Here is a 22,898-nt window from a genome sequence, read left to right as displayed (position 1 = left end):
GGTGTCCCGGGACTCACCATTCCCCCGCGGCGCGCAGCAGCCACTCGTGGGCGCGTGCGATGTGCGGCAGGGCGAGCGTGCCCGTGCGGACGACGAGGAAGTACGTGCGCAGCGGCGGCACCGGAGGATCGAGCAGGGCCACGAGCCGTCCGCGCTCCAGGTCCTCCTCGCACAGGTAGCGCGGCAGCACGGCGAGGCCGGCGCCGGAGGCGGCGGACTCCTTCACCGCCCGCAGGTCGGGGGCGATCACGGTCGCGGTGGCGGCCGGCTTGGACTCGAAGACGGCCGCCCAGTAGCGGGCGACGAAGGGCAGCGACTCGTGCACCTCGACCACCGGAAGCTGCTCCAGGACGACGGCGCCCTCGCGGAGCACGTCCGGCGAGAGCCGCGCGGCCCAGCGCGGGGCCGCGACCAGGACGTGCTCCTCGTCGCACAGCGGGGTGGCGGTGAAGAGGCCGCCGCGCGGCCGGGCGGAGGCGACGGCCAGGTCGTGGTGGCCGGCGGCGAGCCCGTCGAGGGTCTCCTCCGCGTTGCCCAGGAGGGACGTGCGGACGGAAAGGCCCTGGGCGATCAGCGGGGTCAGCGCGGGCAGCAGCCGGGCCGAGGTGAACTCGGGCGGCCCCGCGACGTGCAGGGTGCGCAGGCCGTCCCGCTCGTCCGGACCGGACCCGGCGATCTCGACGAGGGCGTCCAGGTGCGGGGCGGCGCGATGGGCGAGCTCGTCGCCGATGGTGGTGGGAGTGACCCCACGGGCCTGTCTGAGGAAGAGCGGACGGCCGAGTTGGCGTTCCAGGGTGCGGATCTGGCTGGTGACCGCCGGCTGGGAGAGACCGAGGAGCGCGGCGGCACGGGTGAAGGAGCCGGCCCGGTGCACCGTGACGAACGTGCGCAGCAGCGTCAGATCCATGTCCGCCCCTCCCGGCCCGTCGGGCGGGCCGTTCGACTCAGGCGGTCCGCGGACGGCGCCTCAGGACCGTCCAACTATAAATAAGTCGATAGGCCGCTGTCGCTACCGTGATTGGACACTGACGCAGAGTCAACTAGCCTTGTTCAGGCGGTTGTCCGCCGAGGAAAACCGCAGGGGGACGGGGGCGCTCCGAGCCATGAGGGGGGAGGTTCGGAGCGCCCCTGCCGTCGCGGCTATCCGGCCCTGATCCGTCGGGCAGGCCCTAGCCGGCGTCCTTGGCGGCCTGGTCGAGCGCCTGCAGCACGTCCGCGATCAGATCCTCCGGGTCCTCCGCGCCCACCGAGAAACGGACGAAGCCCTCGGGCACCGCGTCCCCGCCCCAGCGTCCGCGCCGCTCGGCCGTGGAGCGCACGCCGCCGAAGCTGGTCGCGTCGTCGACCAGGTGCAGCGCGTCCAGGAACCGGTCGGCCCGCTCCCGGTCCGACAGCACGAAGGAGACCACGGAGCCGAAGCACCGCATCTGCCGCGCGGCGACCTCGTGCGAAGGGTCGCCGGGAAGGCCCGGGTAGCGCAGCCCGGTCACGTCGCCGCGGTCGGTGAGCGCCTCGGCGAGGGCGAGCGCGGTGGCGCACTGGCGGTCGAGCCGCAACTGGAGGGTGGCCAGGGACCGATGGGCGAGCCAGGCCTCCATGGGGCCGGGGATGGCACCGACGATCTTGCGCCAGCGCCGCACCTCGGCGGCCCGTTCGGGATCGCGGCAGCTGACGTGCCCGAGCAGGATGTCGCCGTGCCCGGTCATGCCCTTGGTGTCGCTGGCCACGGAGAAGTCGGCGCCCAGCTCCAGCGGCCGCTGGCCGAGCGGAGTGGCCAGGGTGTTGTCGACGGCGACGAGTGCCCCGGCCTCGTGGGCCGCGGCCACCATGCGGCGCACGTCGCACACGTCGAGCCCGGGATTGGACGGGGTCTCCAGCCACAGCAGCTTCGCCCCCGCCAGGACGGACAGCTGGGCGTCGCCGCCGGTCGGCGCGGTGCGGACCTCGATTCCGTACGCCCGCAGCTGCTCGTGCAGCAGGGGCAGGGCCTGGTAGCCGTCGGAGGGGAGGACGACGGCGTCGCCGGACCTGAGCTGGGAGAGGAGGACGGCGGAGATGGCGGCCATGCCGGAGGCGAAGACGAGCGTCTCCACGCCGCTCTCCCCCGGTGCCTCCAGCGCGCCGATGGCCCGTTCCAGGTGGGTCCAGGTCGGGTTCTCGTCGCGGCCGTAGGTGTACGGACCGGTCGGCTCCCCGGGCAGGTGGAAGTGGGCCGCGAAGACCGGTCCCGGCAGGGTCGGCTCGTACTTCACGGGCTCGGGCAGCCCGGCCCGTACCGCCCGCGTGCCCTCGCCGAGGGCGCCGGCGCCGGGCTGACCGCTCACGCCGTCCGCCCCGCTCACGCCGTTCCTCCCGGGCACGCCGTCCGCCCCGGTCCCGCCGTTCGTCCCGCTCATGCCGTCCGCTCCTCCACCGGGTCCGTGACCGCGACGGCGACCGCGTCGCGTATCGCCGCGAGCAGGCCCTCGCTCGCCGTCTCCACCATCTCCAGGCACTCCTCGAAGTGGTCACGGCCACCGTAATAGGGGTCCGGGACGTCGAGGTCGGGGCCCGCCGCGGGGTCGTAGGAGCGCAGCAGCCGGATCTTGGCGGCGTCCTCGGGCGTGGGGGCGAGCCGCCGTAGCTCCCGGGCGTGGCCCTGGTCGAGGGCGATCACCAGGTCGAGCGCGGGGAACCAGGAGGCGCGGAACTGCCGGGCGGTGTGCCCGGACTCGTAGCCGTTGTCGTCGAGGACGGCGACCGTGCGCGGGTCGGCGCCGTCCCCCTCGTGCCAGCCTCCGGTACCGGCGCTGTCCACCTCCACCACGCCCGCCAGGCCGGCCTCCGTCACACGGGCGCGGAAGACGTGTTCGGCCATCGGGGAGCGGCAGATGTTGCCCGTGCAGACGAAACAGACGCGGTAGGTCATGGCCGGTCCTCAGTCGTTGTCGGGCAGGACGACGTTCAGCGCCCACGAGACGACGGAGATGATCAGGCCGCCGAGCACGGCGGTCCAGAAGCCTTCGACGTGGAAGCTGAGGTCGAGCTGGTCGGCCAGCCAGGACGTCAGCAGCAGCATGAGCGCGTTGACGACCAGGGTGATCAGACCGAGGGTCAGGATGAAGAGCGGAAACGTGAGGAGCTTGACGACTGGCTTCACCAGCCAGTTCACCAGGCCGAAAACCAGGGCGACCAGGATCAGGGTCCAGGCCTTCCTGGCGGTGCTGTCACCGGTCAGCGTGATGTCCTGCAGCAGCCAGATGGCCACGGCGAGAGCACCCGCGTTCGCGAGCGTCTTGACGACGAAATTCTTCATGTGTCTGATCGTGGCAGACATGATCCGGCCAAGGCAGGGGCGTACAACGATGAAGGCATTCCGACTGGACGAGCTGGAGGCGGAGCGCGCCGCGAACGACGGCGCCTACCTCCAGTTCCTGCGCGAGCGCAACATGTCGGTGGGTCTGTACGCACTCGACGCGGGGCAGCTCGACCCGCAGCAGCCGCACGGGCAGGACGAGGTGTACTTCGTGGTGAGCGGCCGGGCCGACATCACGGTCGGGACGGAGACGACGCAGGTGGCGCGGGGCAGTGTGGTGTACGTGCCGGCCGGCGTCCCGCACAAGTTCCACCGCATCACCGAGGACCTGCGGGTCATGGTGGTCTTCTCGCCGCCGGAGGCCTGACCCCGCCAAGGGTTCCGAGCCCTGACCCCTTAGGGGTCGGATCAGGGAAGAGCAGGGGCCCGGAGGGCCCCGCGGGCCCCGGGTGCGCCCCTAGCATCGAAGGTGTCCGGCGCAGAGCGCGACGGCGAGCCGTTCGGAGATGAGGTAAGCGCAATGGCGGTGAAGGAGATTCTCGCGGGGATGCCGTGGTGGGTGAAGTGGATCGCCATACCGGTCATCGCTCTGGTCGTCTTCGGCGGTCTGATCACCAGCGTCCTGACCTTCGTGGTCGGCCTGCTGTTCAAGCTGCTGGTGTTCGTGGCGCTGGTGGCCGGTCTGATCTACGTCGTCAGGAAGTTCACGTCCTCGTCGACCTCCCGGCGCGAGGACTGGTAGCACAAGTTACCCGACGGTATGAGGTGCCCTCGGGCGATTAGCCCGGCCGAGGGAACGCGCAGGTCGAAACCCGGTGTGGCCCCGGGACCTGCCATTAGAGTGGAAATCTCTGCCGCCCCGGGAACCACAGGCGTAGACCTCCGCAACGACGCGTGATCGTGTCTGCCCCGGACGGGTCCGCCACCGGACCCGCCGGTCCCAGGCCGCGGCGGGCGCGCGGGGGCGGCCCCCGCGGGCGGGTGCGACGCACTCGTCGACACGCCTGGGGGTGACCTTTGGCCACTGCTTCGCAGCCCGCTGCTCCTACTCTGATCGGTTCCGTGCAGCGGGCGCTGAGACTCCTGGAGGCCGTGGGCTCCCACGAGGACGGTGCTCCCGCCAAGCAGCTCGCGCGCGAGGCGGGACTTCCGCTTCCCACCGCGTACCACCTGCTCCGCACCCTGACGCACGAGGGCTATCTGCGCCGAGAGAAGGGCGTGTTCGTCTTCGGTGACGCCGCCGGCAGGCTGGTCGGCGGCGGAGTTCTGCAGAATCGTCGCACCAAGATCGAAGACTCTCTCGCCCACTGGCGGGACGCCATCGGAGTCCCCGTCTACTTCGCCATCTACCGCGAGGGCGAGATCGAGCTCGTCGCCGTCGCCGACACCCCCGCGGCCCCCGCCGTCGAGGAGTGGGCCGACTTCCGGGAGACCGGTCACGCGCACGCCATCGGGCAGTGCCTGCTGAGTCAACTGGATCTGAAGGCTCGTCAAGACCACCTCGACCGCCACCCGGTGGAATCCATCACCCCGTATACGGTGCGTAACCGCCGGTCCCTTTTGAACCGTTTGGGCAGTATGGGGCGAATGGAACCCCTGGTGGAGCGTCAGGAATATGCGCTCGGCACGGTCTGCGCGGCCATTCCCATCACCGCGGGGTCCACGGCGGCCGCGATGGCGATTTCCCTCCCTCTTCACCAGGAAGAACGATTGCTACCCGCTATCGGTCGGCTACAGAATGAGATCGGACGGCTCTTCAGTTCGCTCGCGTTCTCTATCAGTATCTGAAAAATCACTCCTTGTGATCTGCTAGCGCGTACAGCACGATGGCGTCAAGAGGGCCATGGGGGATCATTCCTGGCCGTTTCGACCACAGCTTTCAGCAGCGTGTTTACACAACTGCTCCATCTACTGCGGGGTACATGATGCGAGAGACGGTTCAGGCCGAGGTCCTGATGAGCTTCCTCGTCTCCGAGGAGCTCTCCTTCCGGATCCCGGTGGAACTGCGATACGAGACCCGCGACCCCTATGCGGTGCGGATGACGTTCCACCTCCCCGGAGACGCGCCCGTGACCTGGGCCTTCGGGCGCGAGCTGCTGCTCGACGGGATCAACCGTCCCAGCGGGGACGGCGACGTGCACATCGCGCCGACCGACCCCGAGGGGCTCTCCGACGTGATGATCCGTCTTCAGGTCGGCGGCGACCGCGCCCTGTTCCGCGCGAGCGCACCGCCGCTCGTCGCCTTCCTCGACCGTACGGACAAGCTGGTCCCGCTCGGTCAGGAGGAGACGTGGGGCGACTTCGAGGACAGCCTGGAGGCGGCCCTCGGCCGCATCCTGGCGGAGGAGAACGCGGGTTGACCCACGAGGGATGACCGCCGGGCCTACTTGGCCCGGCGCCGCCGTCCGCCGCCACCGGCCCGCGCCGGGCGCTGTCCGCCGGCTCCCGGGCCGGGCCGGTCCGCCGAAACCACCAGTGCCGCAAGGCCGGTGGTGATCGGCACCGAGGCGACCAGACCGATCGAGCCGACCAGCGTCCGGACGATCTCCTCGGCCACCAGCTCGCTGTTGGCGACCGTCCCGACGCTGCTCTGCGCGATCGAGAACAGCAGCAACAGCGGCAGTGACGCGCCCGCGTAGGCCAGGACCAGCGTGTTCACCACCGAGGCGATGTGGTCGCGACCGATCCGGATCGCCGACCGGTAGAGCCGTCGGGGGCCCATCGTGGGGTCGGCCTGGTGGAGTTCCCAGACCGCCGAGGTCTGCGTCACCGTCACGTCGTCGAGCACGCCCAGCGAGCCGATGATGATTCCGGCGAGCAGCAGACCGGACATGTCGATGTCCGGGTACAGGCCGTGGATGAGGCCCGTGTTGTCGTCCGTGTTGCCGCTGAGCGAGGCCCAGTCGATGAAGAGCGAGCCGAGCAGACCGATCAGCAGCAGCGAGACCAGCGTGCCCAGCACCGCGACCGAGGTGCGGGCCGACAGGCCGTGGCACAGGTAGAGCGCGATCAGCATGATCGCGCTCGATCCGACGATGGCGACCAGGAGCGGATTCGATCCCTGGATGATCGCCGGCAGGATGAACAGGGTCAGCACCACGAAGCTCGCCGCCAGCGCGATCAGCGCCATCACGCCGCGCATCCGGCCGACGACCACGACGGCGAGCGCGAAGATGCCGGCGAGCACGATGATCGGCAGCTTCCGGTTTACGTCGGTGACGGAGTACTGCAGGTCGCGCGGCGCGTCGGGGGCGTACGCCACCACCACGCCCTGCCCCTCGTGGAGTTGCCGCGGCGCGTCCGGCTGCACGATCTCGGTGAACCGACGGCCCTTGTCCTGACCGGTGGTGACCTCGACGGTCGCCTTCTCGCACTGCCCCTGCTGGGCGTTGACCGCCTCGCGCCCCTGCGGGGTGGTGGTGTCGCCGGTCGGTGGGACCTGGGCGGCGTTCACGTCCTTGCAGTCGACCCGCTCGACGGAGACGACCTTGCCCTGCTCGGTCTGCCGGTCGAAGCCGACGCCCGTGCGCTCGTGCCCGGGAGCGCCGCCCGGCCACAGCACCACGAGGCCGACGACGACGGCGGTGGCGAAGGGGATGAGCACCGCGGCGATGACCTTCCGCAGGTGCCGGGAGACGGGTGCGGCGGGGCCGTGGCCGTGCGCATGGCTGTGCCCGTGGCCGTGCCCGTCGCCGTGGGGTTCGTGGGGCTGCTGCGTTGACGTCACCGACCGATCATCGCAAGAACGTGGAGGCCCCCACTGTTCAGCACGCCAGGGATGACGCTAGCGTTGTGACACCTTTGCACACGCGGGAGCTCGGAGCACCGGGCTGAGAGGGCGCTGATCACCGTACGCGCGTACCGATGTACGTACGGGAGGAGGCTGCGCCGACCGCCGAACCTGTTACCGGGTAATGCCGGCGTAGGGAGATTCGGTCTCATGACCATTCAGGATGCACGCACGCCTGCCTCCGACCAGGACCAGAGCGGCCCGGAGGAGCGCACGCCGGGCTGGCACAAGGGCTACGTCGAGGGTTCCCGCCCCGACATCCGGGTGCCCGTCCGCCAGGTGCACCTCACCAACGGCAAGGACGTGACGCTGTACGACACGTCCGGTCCGTACACCGACCCGACCATCGACACCGACGTGCGGCGCGGCCTGCCGCCGCTGCGCGAGAACTGGATCATCGCGCGCGGTGACACGGAGGAGTACCCGGGCCGTCCGGTCCGGCCCGAGGACGACGGCATCAAGCACACCTCGCCGCGCGGCGGCGGGCTGAGGAACCTCGACGCCGTCTTCCCCGGCCGCCCGCGGCTGCCCCGCCGGGGCCGCGACGGCCAGGCGGTGACGCAGCTCGCGTACGCCCGCCGGGGCGAGATCACCCCGGAGATGGAGTACGTCGCGATCCGCGAGAACGTCTCCCCCGAGGTCGTACGGGAGGAGATCGCGGCGGGCCGCGCGGTCCTGCCGGCGAACGTCAACCACCCGGAGATCGAGCCGATGATCATCGGCAAGCGGTTCCTGGTGAAGGTCAACGCCAACATCGGCAACTCGGCGGTCACCTCCTCCATCGAGGAGGAGGTGGAGAAGATGACGTGGGCGACCAAGTGGGGCGCCGACACGGTCATGGACCTCTCCACCGGCCGCAACATCCACACCACCCGCGAGTGGGTGCTGCGCAACTCCCCCGTGCCGATCGGCACCGTGCCGCTCTACCAGGCCCTGGAGAAGGTCGACGGCAAGGCCGAGGAGCTGACCTGGGAGATCTACAAGGACACGGTCATCGAGCAGGCCGAGCAGGGCGTCGACTACATGACGGTGCACGCCGGCGTGCTGCTGCCGTACGTGCCGCTGACCGCCCGCCGCAAGACCGGCATCGTCTCGCGCGGCGGCTCGATCATGGCCGCCTGGTGCCTCGCGCACCACAAGGAGAACTTCCTCTACACGAACTTCGAGGAGCTCTGCGAGATCCTCGCGGCGTACGACGTCACGTACTCGCTCGGCGACGGCCTGCGGCCCGGTTCGATCGCGGACGCCAACGACGCGGCGCAGTTCGCCGAGCTGAAGACCCTGGGCGAGCTCAACACGATCGCCAAGCGCCACAACGTGCAGACGATGATCGAGGGCCCGGGCCACGTCCCGATGCACAAGATCAAGGAGAACATCGACCTCCAGCAGGAGATCTGCGAGGAGGCGCCGTTCTACACGCTCGGCCCGCTGACCACGGACGTCGCTCCCGCGTACGACCACATCACCTCGGGCATCGGCGCGGCGATGATCGCCTGGTGGGGCACGGCGATGCTCTGCTACGTCACGCCCAAGGAGCACCTGGGCCTGCCGAACAAGGACGACGTGAAGACCGGCGTCATCACCTACAAGATCGCGGCGCACGCGGCGGACCTGGCCAAGGGTCACCCGGGTGCGCAGGAGTGGGACGACGCGCTGTCCGACGCGCGCTTCGAGTTCCGCTGGGAGGACCAGTTCAACCTGGCCATGGACCCGGACACGGCTCGTGAGTTCCACGACGAGACGCTTCCGGCGGAGCCTGCGAAGACGGCGCACTTCTGCTCGATGTGCGGCCCGAAGTTCTGCTCGATGAAGATCTCCCAGGACATCCGCCGGGAGCACGGCGGTGACCTGAAGGCGGACGAGATCGAGGCGGGCATGGCCGCGAAGTCGGCCGAGTTCGCCGCCGCCGGGAACCGGGTCTACCTGCCGATGGCGGAGTAGCCGGGACCCGTCCCGTACGTGCCGGCCCGCGAGACTCGGGGGAGTCGCGGGCCGGTGCCTCACTCCGGCCGGTGATCCGGCGGGCCGAAGTCCGGGCTGGTGAAGTCGGGGCTCGAGTAGGTCGGGCGGGGTGAAGGGGTGCCCTCGGCCGGGCTGGTGAAGTCCGGGCCGCTGTAGCCGACCTTGGGTATGCGGCCGGCCGGCGGCGGGGACTGCCGGGGGAGCGCCGGAGCCGTGGCGGCCCCGGCGGGCGCGGCGGCCAGCGCCTCGCGCAGGAAGGGCAGTACGCCGCGCTCCAGGAGCGCCTGGCGCCAGGCGTCCCTGGCGCGTGACAACTCGTCGTCGGGGGTTCCGGCCGGGACCTCCGTGGCGCCGTTGCGCAGAGCGGTGACGAGGAGTCCGGCCGCTGCCCAGAGCAGGCCGGCCGCGGCGACGGCGCCGAAGAACAGGCCCGCGGTGAGCAGGGTGTCGGCGAAGGCCGGGGCCGGGTCGAGCATCTTCAGGACGGCGCCGACGAGGAGGACGACGACCGCGGCGGTGCCCGCGAGGAGCGGTGCGAGGACGGTCACGACGGCGACGACGCCCGCGCCGTCCGTGTCGGCCGGCCCCTCGCCCGTGCCGCTTCGGGTGCCGCTTCCCGTACCGCTTCCGCTTGCGCCGCCCGTGCCCCGCGCCGCACCGCGGACCTGCTCGCGGACCTTCACGAAGTGGTCGTACTCGGTCGCGGCCGCCGTGGTGATGAGCGCGGTCGCGTTCAGGGCCATCGCACGCAGCTGGGCGGTGCTGAGCCGGGTCCCGGCCTCGGCGAGATCCGGGTGGTCGTGCGCGTTGCGCAGTGCCTCGTCGACGACCCGCTCGTACTCGGCGCGGTCCTCGGTCAGCAGGTGCGGAGCCACGTTCATGTGCATCCCCCGATGCTCCGTAGGGGCCGGAACCGGCCGTGCTCGACGGCGGATCAGGCGGAAACGGAGGAGAGCCTGCTACGGATGAGCCGATGGTAGGGCGGTTACGGCACGCGGTGACAGGGTGTTCCCGGAAATCGCCTTCCCCGGATGCGGAGGGTTATGCGTCAGGCGGGCAGCGGGAGTTGGACGACCAGCAGCTTTCCGGCCATGGTCACTCCGCCGTCCATCGCGATGGCGAGACCGTCCGCGTAGACGTGCGGGCCGTCGACGACCGGGCGCTCGCCCTCCTCGCCGTCCTCCGTGCCGACCTGGCCGAGAAGGTACGGGATGGGGCTGTGGCCGTGGACGATCCGGCTGCCGCCGTAGGTGCCGAGCAGCTCCCGCACCGCCTGCGGGCCGGCGGCCTCGTCGCGGAACGCGAAGCGCTTGGTGAACTTCCGGAACAGGTCCCAGACCTCGTCCGCGTCGTTCCGGTTGAGGATCTCGTGGACCTTGTCGTTGACGTCCTCGATGGTGTCGCCGTACTCCAGATACGCCGTGGTGTCCGAGTGCAGGAGCAGGTGGCCGTCCTGCTCGACGACGGCGTCGAGCCGGGACATCCACTGGAGGTGGACGTCCTGGAGGCGGTCCATGTCCTGCTTCTGGCCGCCGTTGAGCAGCCAGGCGGCCTGGAAGGTGGCGGTGCCGGCGCCGGAGCTGACCGGCGTGTCGCCGAAGCGCTTGGCGCCGATCAGGAGCAGTTCGTGGTTGCCCATGAGGGCCTTGCAGTAGCCGCCGGCGGCGGCGGCCTCGGCGGACAGGCGCATCACGAGGTCGATCACGCCGATGCCGTCGGGGCCGCGGTCGGTGAAGTCGCCGAGGAACCACAGGCGGGCGTTGCCGGCGGCCCAGCCGCCGTTCTCGTCGATGAGGCCCTGGGCGCGCAGCGCCTCCAGGAGCTCGTCGAGGTAGCCGTGCACGTCGCCGACGACGTAGAGCGGGCCGGGGCCGTCGCCCAGCGCGGGGGCCGGGGCCGGCTGGGGCACCGGCGTGACGTGGACCTGGACGGTGTCGCCCCGGTTGATGATCGGCAGGTCGCGCTCGGTCGGCGTGTACCCCTCGGGCGGCTCGTCGTCGGGGAACGCGTTGCCGGGGTGGCCCGGGGCGAGCGAGCCCAGGTGGAGCGTCGCGTCGGCCGGAGCGGCCGCGGGCACGGGAGCGGCGGGAGCGGCCGGAGCCGCTGGAGCGGCCACCGGGCCGGAGGCGGGAGCAGGAGCGGGCGCAGGCGCGGCCGCGGCGGGAGGCGTGGGTACGTCGGCCGGGAACGGCTCGGCCGCGTGCCCCTGGACGGGCACACGGGCGTACGGAGGTACACGGAAGTCACGCAACGTCGCCGTGCGCACCACGGGTTCCTGCCCGGCCCCCTGTGTCATCGACCCCTCCACCACCGTCGCGATGCCCTGCACATCGCGGACCGGCCTGGTCGTGGTGGTCCGCGGTGTCGTCCGCCCATCATAGGAATGAGGGTCCTCCTGTGTGACGCACCAGGGGTGGTGAATCCGGGTCCACTCCGGGTTCACCGGTTGTTTCGCCCGAATTGGGAAGGTCTAGGCCAGGGAACGGGCAGGGCCGCCCGAAGGTTTGGCCCTGCCCGTTGCCAGAGGTGCGGCCCCCGCCCCGCACCTCTCGTCCCCCTGTGGTCCGTCCTTCGCGGTCCCTGTTCCCGGGTTCAGTCCTTCGAGGGAGAGCGTGGCGGGCTCACCGTCGTCCGTGGCGAGCGTCGCTGCGAGGAGGTGCGGACGATCAGCTCCGTCGGTATCACCTGCTCGACCGGGCCGTCCGTCTCGATCCCCTCGATGGCGTCGATGAGGAGCTGGACGACGGCGGTGCCGATCCGGCGCGGCTTGAGCGAGAGCGTCGTGATGGGCGGTTCGGTGTTGGCGTAGACGGTCGACTCGCTGCAGCAGACGAGCAGCAGGTCGTCGGGCACCCGCAGCCCGTAGCGGCGGGCCGCCGCGAGCAGGTCGGTGCCGTTGGGGTCGAAGAGCCCGTACACGGCGTCGGGCCGGTCGGGCCGGGCGAGCAGCCGGTCGGCGGCGACGGCGCCCGCACAGGGGTCGTGCGCGGGGTAGGCCTCGTAGACGGGGTCCTGGCCGACCCGTTCGCACCAGTTGAGGTACGCGGTGGTGGAGAGCCGGGTGTAGGTGTCGGTGGTGGTTCCGGTGAGCAGGCCGATCCGGCGGGCGCCGGCGGCGGCGAGGTGGTCGAGCAGGTCGAGGACGGCTGCCTCGTGGTCGTTGTCGACCCAGGCGGTGACCGGGAGGGTGCCGGCGGGGCGGCCGTCGGAGACGACGGGCAGCCCCTGCCGGACCAGCTCGGTGACGACAGGGTCGTGGTCGGAGGGATCGATGACGACGGTTCCGTCGAGGGCGACGTTGGACCAGACGTCGTGTCGGGAGGTGGCGGGCAGGATGACGAGGGCGTAGCCGCGGGCGAGCGCGGCGGACGTCGCGGCCCTCGCCATCTCCGCGAAGTACGCGAATTCGGTGAAGGTGAAAGGTTCATCCCCGTACGTCGTCACGGTCAGGCCGATGAGGCCCGACTTGCCGGTACGGAGGGTGCGGGCTGCCGCGGACGGGCGGTAGCCCAGTCTGTCTGCGACCTCGCGGACGTGACGGCGGGTGGCGTCCGGGAGCCGGCCCTTGCCGTTGAGCGCGTCGGAGACAGTCGTGATGGAGACTCCGGCGGCGGCGGCCACGTCCCGGATGCCCGCTCGGCCCTGCCGGCTTCCCCGGGTCTGTGCCCGGCTCACCTGGTGCTTCCCTGCTGCTGTCATGGCGAGCCGATAGTAGGGCGATGGGGGCGGGTTGAGCCGGTCGCATATGCAGACATTGACAGGCACGTTTCTGCATGATCGACATCAAGGAAATGCCTTGGAACCAAAGGAAGTTCAGGTCAGAGCCATGAGGCCTGTGGTCCTCGTTGCCCGTGCGCCTGGTGAGGGTGCGAGGTCTCGAAGAGGTCTCAACTCACCTCTACGGGCGATGCGCGCCACGGCGCTCGCCACCGGCGCGCGCCACCCCTGGGCGCGCTCCCCCTGTGTCGGGTGCCGTTCGCGGCCCATTTGTCCACAGCCCATTCGCAGGCGGGCCGAATCCTCATAAGGTGAGGAGTATTGGTGGTACGGAAGGTCGAGGAGGACACAGAGTGAGCGAGACCAGCGGGACCAGCGGGACGAGCGCGTCGGGCCCCAGGCTGCGCGCCGTGCTGGACGGCGTCCCCACCTACAAGCCGGGCAAGCCGGCCGCCGCGGGCGGACCGGTCGCCTTCAAGCTGTCCTCCAACGAGAATCCCTATCCGCCGCTGCCGGGCGTGATGGAGCGCGTGCTGGCCGCCGGCGCGAACTTCAACCGCTACCCGGACATGGCCTGCACGGGCCTGATGGAGGAGCTCGCCGACCGCTTCGGCGTGCCCGTCTCCCACCTGGCCACCGGCACCGGCTCGGTCGGCGTGGCGCAGTCCCTGCTCCAGGCCACCTCCGGCCCGGGCGACGAGGTGATCTACGCCTGGCGTTCCTTCGAGGCGTACCCGATCATCACGCAGATCAGCGGGGCCACCTCGGTGCAGGTGCCGCTGACCGACGGCGAGGTGCACGACCTCGACGCGATGGCGGCGGCGATCACCGACCGGACCCGGCTGATCTTCGTCTGCAACCCGAACAACCCCACGGGCACGGCGGTGCGCCGCGCGGAGCTGGAGCGCTTCCTGGACCGGGTGCCCTCCGACGTCCTCGTGGTGATCGACGAGGCGTACCGGGAGTTCGTCCGCGACACCGAGATCCCGGACGGCATCGAGCTCTACCGCGACCGGCCGAACGTGGCGGTGCTGCGCACCTTCTCGAAGGCGTACGGCCTGGCCGGCCTGCGGGTGGGCTTCGCGGTCGCCCACGAGCCGGTGGCGGCCGCGCTGCGCAAGACGGCGGTGCCGTTCGGCGTGAGCCAGCTCGCGCAGGACGCGGCGGTGGCCTCGCTGCGGGCGGAGGACGAGCTGCTCGGGCGGGTCGGATCGCTGGTGGCCGAGCGCGAGCGGGTCCATGCGGGGCTCGTGGCCCAGGGCTGGACCGTGCCGGACACCCAGGCGAACTTCGTCTGGCTGCGGCTCGGCGAGCGGACCATGGACTTCGCGGCGGAGTGCGAGCGGCACGGCGTGGTGGTGCGGCCGTTCGCGGGGGAGGGCGTCCGCGTCACGATCGGTGAGTGCGAGGCGAACGACCTGTTCCTGAAGGCGGCGGAGGGCTTCCGCAAGGACGCCTAGTCCGTCAGGTCGGTCTCGGACGGGCTGACGGGGCGCGTCGTCGGACGGTCCCGTCAGTCGACGAGTTCCACGCGGATCGGGTCGCCGTCCCTGACGGTGGCGAGGATCCTCGGGTCGCCGTCCAGCGTGCCCAGGATGTTGCACGGGCTCGCGAGCCGCGGCTCGTCCCCGCGCGAGATGGGCGTCGGGCCGTAGGGAAGGGCGAGCGCGTCGCCCTCCGTCCAGAAGGCCACCGTGCCCGGCGCGACGACCTGCCGGGCGTCGGGCTCGACGGGGACGGAGACCGGAGTGTCGAAGTAGACCTCCTCGCCCCAGGTCCGGGCGGTGGAGGAGATCGGGAGAACCCCCGCGAGCGCCTTGCTCGTGGGGGTTTCGTCGATGGTGGCCGTGGTGTGGCCGGCGGGCCAGGAGAGACGTATCCGAAGGGTCATGGCCCGGATTCAACAATATGTTGAAGGTCTTGGGAAGGGGTGACCTTCGGTACAGGCACCCCCCCTATGCCTACGGATTTCGTATGAGCAATAATGCTTGTGAATGTGAACGCGTTCACAAGCGTGTCACCTTCCTCCCGTAATGGGTGGGATCAAAGGGGCAGACTGCCGATGTGACCACGGCGATGTAAGGAGAGACGACGTGGATCTAGCGTTGGCGCCGGAGACTCTGGCGCGCTGGCAGTTCGGTATCACGACCGTCTACCACTTCCTGTTCGTTCCGCTGACGATCTCCCTTGCGGCCCTCACCGCCGGTCTCCAGACGGCGTGGGTGCGCACGGAGAAGGAGAAGTACCTCAGGGCGACCAAGTTCTGGGGCAAGCTCTTCCTGATCAACATCGCCATGGGTGTCGTCACCGGCATCGTGCAGGAGTTCCAGTTCGGCATGAACTGGTCCGACTACTCCCGGTTCGTCGGTGACATCTTCGGAGCGCCCCTGGCCTTCGAGGCGCTGATCGCGTTCTTCTTCGAGTCGACCTTCATCGGCCTGTGGATCTTCGGCTGGGACAAGCTGCCGAAGAAGATCCACCTCGCCTGCATCTGGATGGTCTCGGTCGGCACCATCCTGTCCGCGTACTTCATCCTGGCGGCCAACTCGTGGATGCAGCACCCGGTCGGCTACCGGATCAACGCCGAGCGGGGCCGGGCCGAGCTCACGGACTTCTGGCACGTCCTCACGCAGAACACCGCGCTCACCCAGTTCTTCCACACCATGACCGCGGCCTTCCTGGTCGGCGGCGCCTTCATGGTCGGCATCTCGGCCTTCCACCTGGCCCGCAAGAAGCACATCCCGGTCATGCGGACCTCGCTGCGGCTCGGCCTGATCACCCTGATCATCGCCGGCCTCGGCACCGCGATCAGCGGTGACCTGCTCGGCAAGGTCATGTTCAAGCAGCAGCCCATGAAGATGGCCGCGGCCGAGGCGCTGTGGGACGGCGAGGCACCGGCCCCCTTCTCCGTCTTCGCCTACGGCGACGTCGAGAAGGGCCACAACAAGGTCGCCATAGAGATCCCGGGCCTGCTGTCCTTCCTCGCGAACGACGACTTCGACTCGTACGTGCCCGGCATCAACGACGTCAACAAGGCGGAGCAGGAGAGGTTCGGGCCCGGCGACTACCGGCCCAACATCCCGGTCGCCTACTGGGGCTTCCGCTGGATGATCGGCTTCGGCATGGCCTCGCTGGCCATCGGCGTCGTCGGGCTCTGGCTGACCCGCAAGAAGTTCATGCTGGCGCCGGGGCTGCGGACCGGTGAGGACGAAGTGCCGCATCTGGTCCTGTTCAAGCGGAAGGCGCTCAGCCCCCGCCTGGGCCGGTGGTACTGGATCGTCGCCCTCTGGACCATGGCCTTCCCGCTGATCGCCAACTCCTGGGGCTGGATCTTCACCGAGATGGGCCGGCAGCCGTGGGTCGTCTACGGCGTGCTGCGCACCCGTGACGCCGTCTCCCCCGGTGTGTCCCCGGGCGAGGTGCTGACCTCGATGATCGTCTTCACGCTGCTCTACGCCGTCCTCGCCGTGATCGAGGTCAGGCTGCTCGTCAAGTACGTGAAGGCCGGCCCGCCCGAGCTCACCGAGGACGACCTCAACCCGCCCACCCGGATCGGCGGGGACCGCGACGCCGACCGCCCCATGGCCTTCTCGTACTGAGGCTCAGGAGATCGAGGCATGGAACTCCACGACGTCTGGTTCGTACTCATCGCCGTCCTCTGGATCGGCTACTTCTTCCTCGAAGGCTTCGACTTCGGGGTCGGCGTCCTCACCAAGCTGCTCGCCCGCGACCGGTCCGAGAAGCGGGTGCTCATCAACACCATCGGCCCGGTCTGGGACGGCAACGAGGTGTGGCTGCTCACGGCGGGCGGCGCGACCTTCGCCGCCTTCCCCGAGTGGTACGCGACGCTCTTCTCCGGCTTCTACCTGCCGCTGCTGATCATCCTGGTCTGCCTGATCGTCCGCGGTGTCGCCTTCGAGTACCGGGCGAAGCGGCCCGAGGAGAACTGGCAGCGCAACTGGGAGCAGGCCATCTTCTGGACCTCCCTCGTCCCCGCGTTCCTGTGGGGTGTGGCCTTCGGCAACATCGTGCGCGGTGTGAAGATCGACCGGGAGATGGAGTACGTCGGCAGCCTCTGGGACCTGCTCAACCCGTACGCCCTCCTCGGCGGACTGGTCACGCTGACCCTCTTCACCTTCCACGGCGCGGTGTTCGCGGCGCTCAAGACGGTCGGGGACATCCGCGTCCGGGCACGTTCGCTCGCGCTCCGCCTGGGGATCGTCACGGCGGTGCTCGCGCTCGTCTTCCTCGTCTGGACCCAGGCGGACAAGGGTGACAGCTGGAGCCTGGCCGCGATGGTGGTCGCCGCGGTGGCGCTGGTCGGCGCGATCGGTGCGATCCGGATCGGGCGCGAGGGCTGGTCGTTCGCGCTCTCGGGCGTCACGATCGCCGCCGCGGTGGCGATGCTCTTCCTGACGCTCTTCCCGAACGTCATGCCCTCCACGCTGAACCCTGAGTGGAGCCTGACGGTGACCAACGCCTCGTCGAGCCCGTACACGCTCAAGATCATGACGTGGTGTGCCGCCGTCGCGACCCCGCTGGTGCTGCTCTACCAGAGCTGGACCTACTGGGTGTTCCGTAAGCGGATCGGGACCCAGCACATCGCGGAAGCGGCCCACTAGCCGCCCCTCAGCAGGGGAGCATGTTTCACGTGAAACCGATCGATCCACGACTGCTGCGCTACGCCGGGGCCACCCGCTTCTTCCTCCTGGCGGTGGTCGGCCTCGGCCTCGTCGGAGCGGCACTGATCGTCGCCCAGGCGATGCTCATCGCCGAGGTGGTGGTCGGGGCCTTCCAGAAGGATCTGTCGGTTTCCGGGCTCACCACGCCCCTGCTGCTGCTCGCCGCGGTGGCGGTGGGCCGGGGGCTGGTCTCCTGGCTCACCGAGCTCGCCGCCCACCGGGCGAGCGCGGCGGTCAAGTCCGAGCTGCGCGGCCGGCTGCTCCAGCAGGCGGCGCGGCTCGGACCGGGCTGGCTCAGCGGGCAGAGGGCCGGTTCGCTGGCGGCGCTCGCGACCCGGGGCGTGGACGCCCTGGACGACTACTTCGCCCGCTATCTGCCCCAGCTCGGGCTGGCGGTCGTGGTGCCGGTGGCGGTGCTCGCCAGGATCGTGACGGAGGACTGGATCTCGGCGGCGGTCATCGTGATGACGCTGCCGCTCATCCCGGTCTTCATGATCCTCATCGGCTGGTACACCCAGGCCCGGATGGACCGCCAGTGGAAGCTGCTCTCCCGGCTCTCGGGACACTTCCTCGACGTGGTGGCCGGGCTTCCGACCCTCAAGGTCTTCGGCCGGGCCAAGGCCCAGGCCGAGAACATCCGGTCGATCACCGCCGACTACCGGCGGGCGACCATGCGGACGCTGCGGATCGCCTTCCTGTCCTCCTTCGCCCTGGAGCTGCTGTCGACCCTGTCGGTGGCGCTGGTCGCGGTCGGCATCGGCATGCGCCTGGTCCACGGCAGTCTCGACCTCTACACCGGTCTCGTCATCCTGGTCCTGGCGCCCGAGGCGTACCTTCCGCTGCGGCAGGTGGGCACGCAGTACCACGCGGCGGCCGAGGGGCTCGCCGCCGCCGAGGAGATCTTCGAGGTCCTGGAGCGCCCGCTGCCGGCCGGCGGTGCGGAGCCCGTGCCCGCGTCCGTACGGCTTGAGCTCGACCGGGTGACGGTACGCCACGCGGGCCGGTCCGAACCCTCCCTGGACGCCGCCACGCTCACCGTGGAGCCGGGCGAGACCGTGGCCCTAGTCGGACCCAGCGGCGTCGGCAAGTCCACGCTGCTCGACGTGGTGCTCGGCTTCACGGCACCGGAGAACAGCGGCGCGGGGAACGGGCCGGAGGGCGGCGTTGTCCGGGTCGGCGGGGTGGACCTCTCCTCGCTCGACCTGGACGAGTGGCGCTCCCGGATCGCCTGGGTGCCGCAGCGGCCCTATCTCTTCGCCGGGACGATCGCCGAGAACGTCCGCCTGGCCCGCCCCGACGCCTCCGACGCGGCCGTGCGCCGGGCCCTGCGGGACGCGGGCGCGGACGACTTCGTCGCCGAACTGCCGGACGGCGCCGACACCCTGCTGGGTGAGGACGGCGCCGGGCTCTCGGCGGGGCAGCGGCAGCGGCTCGCCCTGGCCCGGGCGTTCCTGGCCGACCGGCCGCTGCTGCTCCTCGACGAGCCGACCGCCGCACTCGACGGCGAGACCGAGGCCGCCGTCGTCGAGGCGGTCCGCCGCCTCTCCGCGGGCCGCACCGTCCTCCTGGTCGTCCACCGCCCGGCGCTGCTCGCCGTCGCGGACCGGGTGGTGCGCCTCGCTCCGGCCGGGAGCCGGGCGGACGGGGCCGCGCCGACCGAGCCGGCCGCGCCGGCGGTCGCCGCGGGCAGCCCACACGTGGCCGGCCTGCTGCCGGACGGCTCGCCCGCGCCGACCGAGGACCCGGCCCGGGCCGCCGGTCCAGGGGACACCACGGGTGTACAGGGTGAGCTTCGCGAGGCTGTGGCCGGTGCCGGTGCCGGTGCCGGTGCCGGTGCCGAGGGCGGGGCCGCGTCGGGGACGGCCGCGGACCGGGGCTCCGCCACGGGGTCCGTCTTCGCGCGGGTGCGTGCCATGGCAGGGGAACTGCGGGGCCGGATGGTGCTCGCGCTGCTGCTCGGGAGCCTCGCGCTGGGGTCCGCTGTCGGGCTCATGGCCGTGTCCGGCTGGCTCATCTCGCGGGCCTCCGAACAGCCGCCCGTCCTCTATCTGATGGTCGCCGTCACCGCGACGCGCGCCTTCGGCATCGGACGGGCCGTCTTCCGCTACGCCGAGCGGCTGGTCTCGCACGACGCCGTGCTGCGGATGCTCGCCGACCTGCGGGTCGCCGTCTACCGGCGCCTCGAGCGGATCGCGCCGGCCGGGCTGCGCCGCACCCGGCGCGGCGACCTGCTGGCCCGGCTCGTGCAGGACGTCGACGCCCTCCAGGACTACTGGCTGCGCTGGCTGCTGCCCGCGGGAGCCGCGCTCGTCGTGGGCGCCGGATCGGTCGGGTTCACCGCCTGGCTGCTGCCCGAGGCCGGTGCCGTGCTGGCCGTGGGCCTGCTGGTCGCCGGGGTCGTCGTGCCGGTGGCCGGCGGCGCGCTGGCCCGGCGGGCCGAGCGGCAGCTGGCGCCCGCGCGCGGCGCGCTCACCACAGCCGTCGTCGATCTGCTGCGCGGCTGTGCCGAACTCACCGTGGCCGGGGCCCTGAAGGGCCGCGTCGAACGGGCCGGGGCGGCCGACCGTACGCTCACCGGCATCGCGTCCCGGCAGTCCGCCGCCACCGCGCTCGGGGCCGGGCTCTCCGCCCTGGTCTGCGGTCTGACGGTCGCCGCCGCCGCGCTCGTCGGTGTGCAGGGCGTCCGGGACGGGCGCCTGGACGGGGTCGCGCTCGCGGTCGTCGTGCTCACCCCGCTCGCCGCCTTCGAGGCCGTCACGGGACTGCCGCTCGCCGTCCAGTACCGCCAGCGGGTGCGCCGCAGCGCCGAGCGGGTCTTCGACGTGCTCGACGCGCCCGTCCCCGTACACGAGCCGGCGACGCCCGCCGCTCCCCCGGCCGACCCGTTCCCGCTCGAACTGGCCGGGCTCTCGGCGCGGCACGCCGGACAGGACCGGCCCGCGCTCGTGGACTTCGGGCTCAGGCTGGAGGCCGGGCGCCGGGTGGCCGTCGTCGGCGCCTCGGGCTCCGGCAAGACGACGCTGGCCCAGGTGCTGCTGCGCTTCCTGGACGCCGAGTCCGGCACGTACCGGATCGGCGGGACGTCCGCGCCGGAGCTCGACGGCGACGACGTGCGCCGTTTCGTCGGTCTGTGCGCGCAGGACGCCCACCTCTTCGACAGCACGCTCCGGGAGAACCTGCGGCTCGCCAGGACCGGCGCGAGCGACCAGGAGCTGCGCGAGGTGCTGCGCCGGGCCCGGCTCCTCGACTGGGTGGACTCGCTGCCCGCCGGGCTCGACACGCTCGTCGGCGAGCACGGCTCGCGGCTCTCCGGCGGCCAGCGCCAGCGCCTCGCGCTGGCCCGCGCGCTGCTCGCCGACTTCCCGGTGCTCGTCCTCGACGAGCCCGCCGAGCACCTGGACCTGGCGACGGCCGACGCGCTCACGGACGACCTGCTGCGGGTCACGGAGGGCCGCACGACCGTCCTCATCACCCACCGGCTGCGGGGGCTCGACGCCGTCGACGAGGTGGTGGTCCTGGACCGCGGCCGCACCGTGCAGCGCGGGCCGTACGCCGAGCTCGCGGTGGCCGAGGGGCCGCTCCGGCGGATGCTGGAGCAGGAGCGGGAGTCCGATCTGCTGCTGGTCCCCGCCGGTACGGACGGCCCGGCCCCGCACGACCCGACTTTTCTCTCGAAATAGGACTAACTAGGCTCAGCCCATGACCGCCGCCGTGCCCGACGCCCCGGAACCGCTCGCCTCCCCGGACCCGCTCGAAGCCGCGACCCAGGCCACGCGCGGCCTGCACGGCCTCTCCACCGAACTCACCGCACGGGTGCCCCAGCTCCTGGAGGCGATGCGCTCCGTCGGCACCGGCCTCGAACTGCACTCCACGCTCGACCGGATCTGCGAGACCGCGGCGGAGCTCGCCGACGCCCGCTACGCCGCCATCGGCGTCGTGGACGAGGAGGGCGACGGGCTCTCCGACTTCGTCACGTACGGCGTCGGGGACGAGGTGGTCCGCCGGATCGGGCACCGGCCGGACGGGCACGCCGGGCTGCTCGGGGCGCTGATCCGCGAACCGCAGACGATCCGGCTGGCCGACCTGTCGACGGACCCGCGCTCGGCCGGCTTCCCGCCCGGCCACCCGCCCATGAAGACCTTCCTCGGCGTCCCCATCCGGGTGCAGGGCGAGATCTTCGGCAACCTCTACCTCGCCGAGAAGAACGGCGGCGGCGAGTTCAACGACTACGACGTCCACATGGTCAGGGTGCTCGCCACCGAGGCCGGGATCGCCATCGGCAACGCCCGCCTCTACGAGGCCGCACGGCAGCGCGAGCGGTGGATCGACGGCTCGGTCGCCGTGACCACCGCCCTGCTCTCCGGCGGCGACGCCGACGACGCGCTCTCGGTGGTCGCCGAGCAGGCCCGCCGGCTCGCCGACGCGGCGGCGGGCATCGTGCTGCTGCCGGCCGAGGAGGGCGGCCTGGAGATCGTCGCGGTCGCCGCGCCCCGGACCACCACGTCGCTCGGCGTGGTGATCCCGCCGGAGAGCGCGGTGGTGGAGCTGCTGATGGAGGGCGAGGCGGTGTTCATCGCGGACGCCTCGACCGACCCGCGGATGGTGCACAAGATGTCCGCCCAGTACGGGCCCGCGATGCTGCTGCCGCTGCAGAGCGGCGGGCGGGTGCTCGGCGCGCTCGCCACCCCGCGGGCGCGGGGCGAACGGCAGTTCACGGAGGCCGAGCGGACGCTGGCCACGCAGTTCGCCTCGCAGGCGGCGCTGGCCCTGATGATGGCCGAGGCGCAGCGGGACCGGGAGCGGCTCGCGGTGTACGAGGACCGCGACCGGATCGCCCGCGACCTGCACGACCTGGTCATCCAGCGGCTGTTCGCCACCGGGATGATGCTGGAGAGCGCCCAGCGCAAGTCGATCGTCCCGGCCGTGCAGGAAGGCGTCGGCAAGGCGGTGGACGAGCTGGACGTGACCATCCAGGAGATCCGCACCGCGATCTTCGCGCTCCAGCAGGGGCCCGCCGAGGCGCCCTCGGGGCTGCGCACCCGGGTGCTGCGGGAGATCAACATGGCGGCCGTGCCGCTCGGCTTCAAGCCGGCCCACCGCTTCGTCGGCGTGATCGACGCCACGGTCGGCGACCTCACCGGCAAGAACCTCATCGCCGCGCTGCGCGAGGCGCTGTCGAATGCCTTCCGGCACGCCGGCGCCACCCGGATCGAGGTGGTCGTGGACGCCACCGTGACCCTCCCGGACGGCACGCAGGGCGTGCGGCTCTCGGTCGCGGACGACGGCGTCGGCATCCCCGAGGGCGGCCGGCGCAGCGGTCTGCGCAACCTGGCCCGCCGCGCCGAGTCGCTCGGCGGCGCGAGCTGGTGCGCCCCGGGGATCGGCGAGGACGGCGGCGGCACCACGGTGGTGTGGGAGGCCCCGCTGTAGGGGCCTGCCCGGCTGTGGATCC

The 22,898-nt window shown here is 71.4% G+C and carries 19 protein-coding genes and 1 riboswitch; of the genes, 10 read left to right on the top strand and 9 right to left on the bottom strand.

The features are described 5' to 3' along the window. Window positions 1-13: 13 nt before the first annotated feature. The 4 genes from ACFWJO_RS19875 to ACFWJO_RS19860 all read right to left on the bottom strand — a co-directional run bounded on the left by ACFWJO_RS19875 (window position 14) and on the right by ACFWJO_RS19860 (window position 3,295). Window positions 14-907: a LysR family transcriptional regulator gene (locus ACFWJO_RS19875; RefSeq protein WP_386866805.1), complete on the bottom strand. Its 894-nt coding sequence runs from the start codon at window positions 905-907 to the stop codon at window positions 14-16. Between the two features lie 262 nt (window positions 908-1,169). Further along, a complete protein-coding gene (locus ACFWJO_RS19870) occupies window positions 1,170-2,396 on the bottom strand; it encodes a cystathionine gamma-lyase (protein WP_386866804.1) in 1,227 nt (408 codons plus the stop codon). Further along, on the bottom strand, window positions 2,393-2,908 hold the full coding sequence (locus tag ACFWJO_RS19865) for a low molecular weight protein-tyrosine-phosphatase (RefSeq protein ID WP_386866802.1): 516 nt from the start codon (window positions 2,906-2,908) through the stop codon (window positions 2,393-2,395). The genes ACFWJO_RS19870 and ACFWJO_RS19865 overlap by 4 nt, the downstream gene beginning before the upstream one ends. A gap of 9 nt (window positions 2,909-2,917) precedes the next feature. After that, entirely contained in the window at window positions 2,918-3,295 is a 378-nt protein-coding gene (locus ACFWJO_RS19860) for a phage holin family protein (protein WP_386866800.1), read from the bottom strand. Window positions 3,296-3,344: 49 nt separating this feature from the next. Here ACFWJO_RS19860 and ACFWJO_RS19855 point away from each other — a divergent pair, with 49 nt between their 5' ends. The 4 genes from ACFWJO_RS19855 (at window position 3,345) to ACFWJO_RS19840 (ending at window position 5,655) form a co-directional block, all read left to right on the top strand. Then, on the top strand, window positions 3,345-3,662 hold the full coding sequence (locus ACFWJO_RS19855; RefSeq protein ID WP_384407623.1) for a cupin domain-containing protein: 318 nt from the start codon (window positions 3,345-3,347) through the stop codon (window positions 3,660-3,662). 153 nt (window positions 3,663-3,815) lie between these two features. Next, window positions 3,816-4,037, top strand: a complete 222-nt coding sequence (locus ACFWJO_RS19850) for a DUF5326 family protein (RefSeq protein WP_386866798.1) — start codon at window positions 3,816-3,818, stop codon at window positions 4,035-4,037. A gap of 275 nt (window positions 4,038-4,312) precedes the next feature. Next, a complete protein-coding gene (locus ACFWJO_RS19845) occupies window positions 4,313-5,083 on the top strand; it encodes an IclR family transcriptional regulator (protein ID WP_386866796.1) in 771 nt (256 codons plus the stop codon). 137 nt (window positions 5,084-5,220) lie between these two features. Then, the gene (locus tag ACFWJO_RS19840) at window positions 5,221-5,655 is read left to right on the top strand and encodes an SsgA family sporulation/cell division regulator (RefSeq protein ID WP_384407693.1); all 435 of its coding nucleotides are present in this window, start codon (window positions 5,221-5,223) and stop codon (window positions 5,653-5,655) included. A gap of 23 nt (window positions 5,656-5,678) precedes the next feature. Here ACFWJO_RS19840 and ACFWJO_RS19835 read toward each other — a convergent pair whose 3' ends face one another. Next, complete coding sequence (locus tag ACFWJO_RS19835) at window positions 5,679-7,022, bottom strand: YibE/F family protein (RefSeq protein ID WP_386866794.1); 1,344 nt, start codon at window positions 7,020-7,022, stop codon at window positions 5,679-5,681. 72 nt (window positions 7,023-7,094) lie between these two features. Then, a riboswitch (TPP riboswitch) is annotated at window positions 7,095-7,241 on the top strand. On the opposite strand from ACFWJO_RS19835, the gene thiC reads away from it, so the two are divergent. Then, window positions 7,236-9,026 carry a phosphomethylpyrimidine synthase ThiC gene (gene thiC, locus ACFWJO_RS19830; RefSeq protein WP_386866792.1) on the top strand — a complete coding sequence of 597 codons (1,791 nt, stop codon included), beginning with the start codon at window positions 7,236-7,238 and terminating at the stop codon, window positions 9,024-9,026. (Overlaps the previous riboswitch by 6 nt.) A gap of 59 nt (window positions 9,027-9,085) precedes the next feature. Here the strand turns inward: thiC and ACFWJO_RS19825 are convergent, their stop codons facing one another. From ACFWJO_RS19825 to ACFWJO_RS19815, 3 genes are all read right to left on the bottom strand, one after another. Next, complete coding sequence (locus ACFWJO_RS19825) at window positions 9,086-9,934, bottom strand: hypothetical protein (protein WP_386866791.1); 849 nt, start codon at window positions 9,932-9,934, stop codon at window positions 9,086-9,088. 161 nt (window positions 9,935-10,095) lie between these two features. Continuing rightward, window positions 10,096-11,358, bottom strand: a complete 1,263-nt coding sequence (locus tag ACFWJO_RS19820; RefSeq protein ID WP_386866866.1) for a metallophosphoesterase — start codon at window positions 11,356-11,358, stop codon at window positions 10,096-10,098. A gap of 281 nt (window positions 11,359-11,639) precedes the next feature. After that, window positions 11,640-12,746, bottom strand: a complete 1,107-nt coding sequence (locus tag ACFWJO_RS19815) for a LacI family DNA-binding transcriptional regulator (RefSeq protein WP_046908646.1) — start codon at window positions 12,744-12,746, stop codon at window positions 11,640-11,642. 371 nt (window positions 12,747-13,117) lie between these two features. Here ACFWJO_RS19815 and hisC point away from each other — a divergent pair, with 371 nt between their 5' ends. Next, window positions 13,118-14,224, top strand: a complete 1,107-nt coding sequence (gene hisC / locus ACFWJO_RS19810) for a histidinol-phosphate transaminase (RefSeq protein WP_386866788.1) — start codon at window positions 13,118-13,120, stop codon at window positions 14,222-14,224. A 53-nt stretch (window positions 14,225-14,277) separates the two neighbouring features. Here hisC and ACFWJO_RS19805 read toward each other — a convergent pair whose 3' ends face one another. Further along, a complete protein-coding gene (locus tag ACFWJO_RS19805; RefSeq protein WP_386866787.1) occupies window positions 14,278-14,655 on the bottom strand; it encodes a cyclophilin-like fold protein in 378 nt (125 codons plus the stop codon). Between the two features lie 202 nt (window positions 14,656-14,857). Here ACFWJO_RS19805 and ACFWJO_RS19800 point away from each other — a divergent pair, with 202 nt between their 5' ends. From ACFWJO_RS19800 to ACFWJO_RS19785, 4 genes are read left to right on the top strand one after another with little or no spacing between them, the layout of a single operon-like run. Next, window positions 14,858-16,363 (top strand): cytochrome ubiquinol oxidase subunit I, encoded by a 1,506-nt coding sequence (locus ACFWJO_RS19800; RefSeq protein WP_386866785.1) that lies wholly within the window; start codon window positions 14,858-14,860, stop codon window positions 16,361-16,363. Window positions 16,364-16,381: 18 nt separating this feature from the next. Further along, window positions 16,382-17,386: a cytochrome d ubiquinol oxidase subunit II gene (gene cydB / locus ACFWJO_RS19795; RefSeq protein WP_386866784.1), complete on the top strand. Its 1,005-nt coding sequence runs from the start codon at window positions 16,382-16,384 to the stop codon at window positions 17,384-17,386. A 20-nt stretch (window positions 17,387-17,406) separates the two neighbouring features. Then, a complete protein-coding gene (cydD, locus tag ACFWJO_RS19790; protein ID WP_386866782.1) occupies window positions 17,407-21,126 on the top strand; it encodes a thiol reductant ABC exporter subunit CydD in 3,720 nt (1,239 codons plus the stop codon). A 19-nt stretch (window positions 21,127-21,145) separates the two neighbouring features. Next, on the top strand, window positions 21,146-22,876 hold the full coding sequence (locus ACFWJO_RS19785; protein ID WP_386866781.1) for a GAF domain-containing protein: 1,731 nt from the start codon (window positions 21,146-21,148) through the stop codon (window positions 22,874-22,876). Window positions 22,877-22,898 lie beyond the last annotated feature (22 nt).

Origin of the sequence: Streptomyces sp. NPDC127092 (assembly GCF_042722475.1) — a bacterium.
GTDB lineage: Bacteria > Actinomycetota > Actinomycetes > Streptomycetales > Streptomycetaceae > Streptomyces.
Note: the sequence above shows the minus strand (reverse complement) of the source record. Positions and strands in the feature narration are given on the sequence as shown.

What these genes read in the sequence shown, in the direction of transcription:
- ACFWJO_RS19875 (WP_386866805.1), bottom strand. Translation starts at nt 907, where the DNA reads ATGGATCTGACGCTGCTGCGCACGTTCGTCACGGTGCACCGGGCCGGC.
- ACFWJO_RS19870 (WP_386866804.1), bottom strand. Translation starts at nt 2,396, where the DNA reads ATGAGCGGGACGAACGGCGGGACCGGGGCGGACGGCGTGCCCGGGAGG.
- ACFWJO_RS19865 (WP_386866802.1), bottom strand. Translation starts at nt 2,908, where the DNA reads ATGACCTACCGCGTCTGTTTCGTCTGCACGGGCAACATCTGCCGCTCC.
- ACFWJO_RS19860 (WP_386866800.1), bottom strand. Translation starts at nt 3,295, where the DNA reads ATGAAGAATTTCGTCGTCAAGACGCTCGCGAACGCGGGTGCTCTCGCC.
- ACFWJO_RS19855 (WP_384407623.1), top strand. Translation starts at nt 3,345, where the DNA reads ATGAAGGCATTCCGACTGGACGAGCTGGAGGCGGAGCGCGCCGCGAAC.
- ACFWJO_RS19850 (WP_386866798.1), top strand. Translation starts at nt 3,816, where the DNA reads ATGGCGGTGAAGGAGATTCTCGCGGGGATGCCGTGGTGGGTGAAGTGG.
- ACFWJO_RS19840 (WP_384407693.1), top strand. Translation starts at nt 5,221, where the DNA reads ATGCGAGAGACGGTTCAGGCCGAGGTCCTGATGAGCTTCCTCGTCTCC.
- thiC (WP_386866792.1), top strand. Translation starts at nt 7,236, where the DNA reads ATGACCATTCAGGATGCACGCACGCCTGCCTCCGACCAGGACCAGAGC.
- ACFWJO_RS19825 (WP_386866791.1), bottom strand. Translation starts at nt 9,934, where the DNA reads ATGCACATGAACGTGGCTCCGCACCTGCTGACCGAGGACCGCGCCGAG.
- ACFWJO_RS19815 (WP_046908646.1), bottom strand. Translation starts at nt 12,746, where the DNA reads ATGACAGCAGCAGGGAAGCACCAGGTGAGCCGGGCACAGACCCGGGGA.
- ACFWJO_RS19805 (WP_386866787.1), bottom strand. Translation starts at nt 14,655, where the DNA reads ATGACCCTTCGGATACGTCTCTCCTGGCCCGCCGGCCACACCACGGCC.
- cydB (WP_386866784.1), top strand. Translation starts at nt 16,382, where the DNA reads ATGGAACTCCACGACGTCTGGTTCGTACTCATCGCCGTCCTCTGGATC.
- cydD (WP_386866782.1), top strand. Translation starts at nt 17,407, where the DNA reads ATGTTTCACGTGAAACCGATCGATCCACGACTGCTGCGCTACGCCGGG.
- ACFWJO_RS19785 (WP_386866781.1), top strand. Translation starts at nt 21,146, where the DNA reads ATGACCGCCGCCGTGCCCGACGCCCCGGAACCGCTCGCCTCCCCGGAC.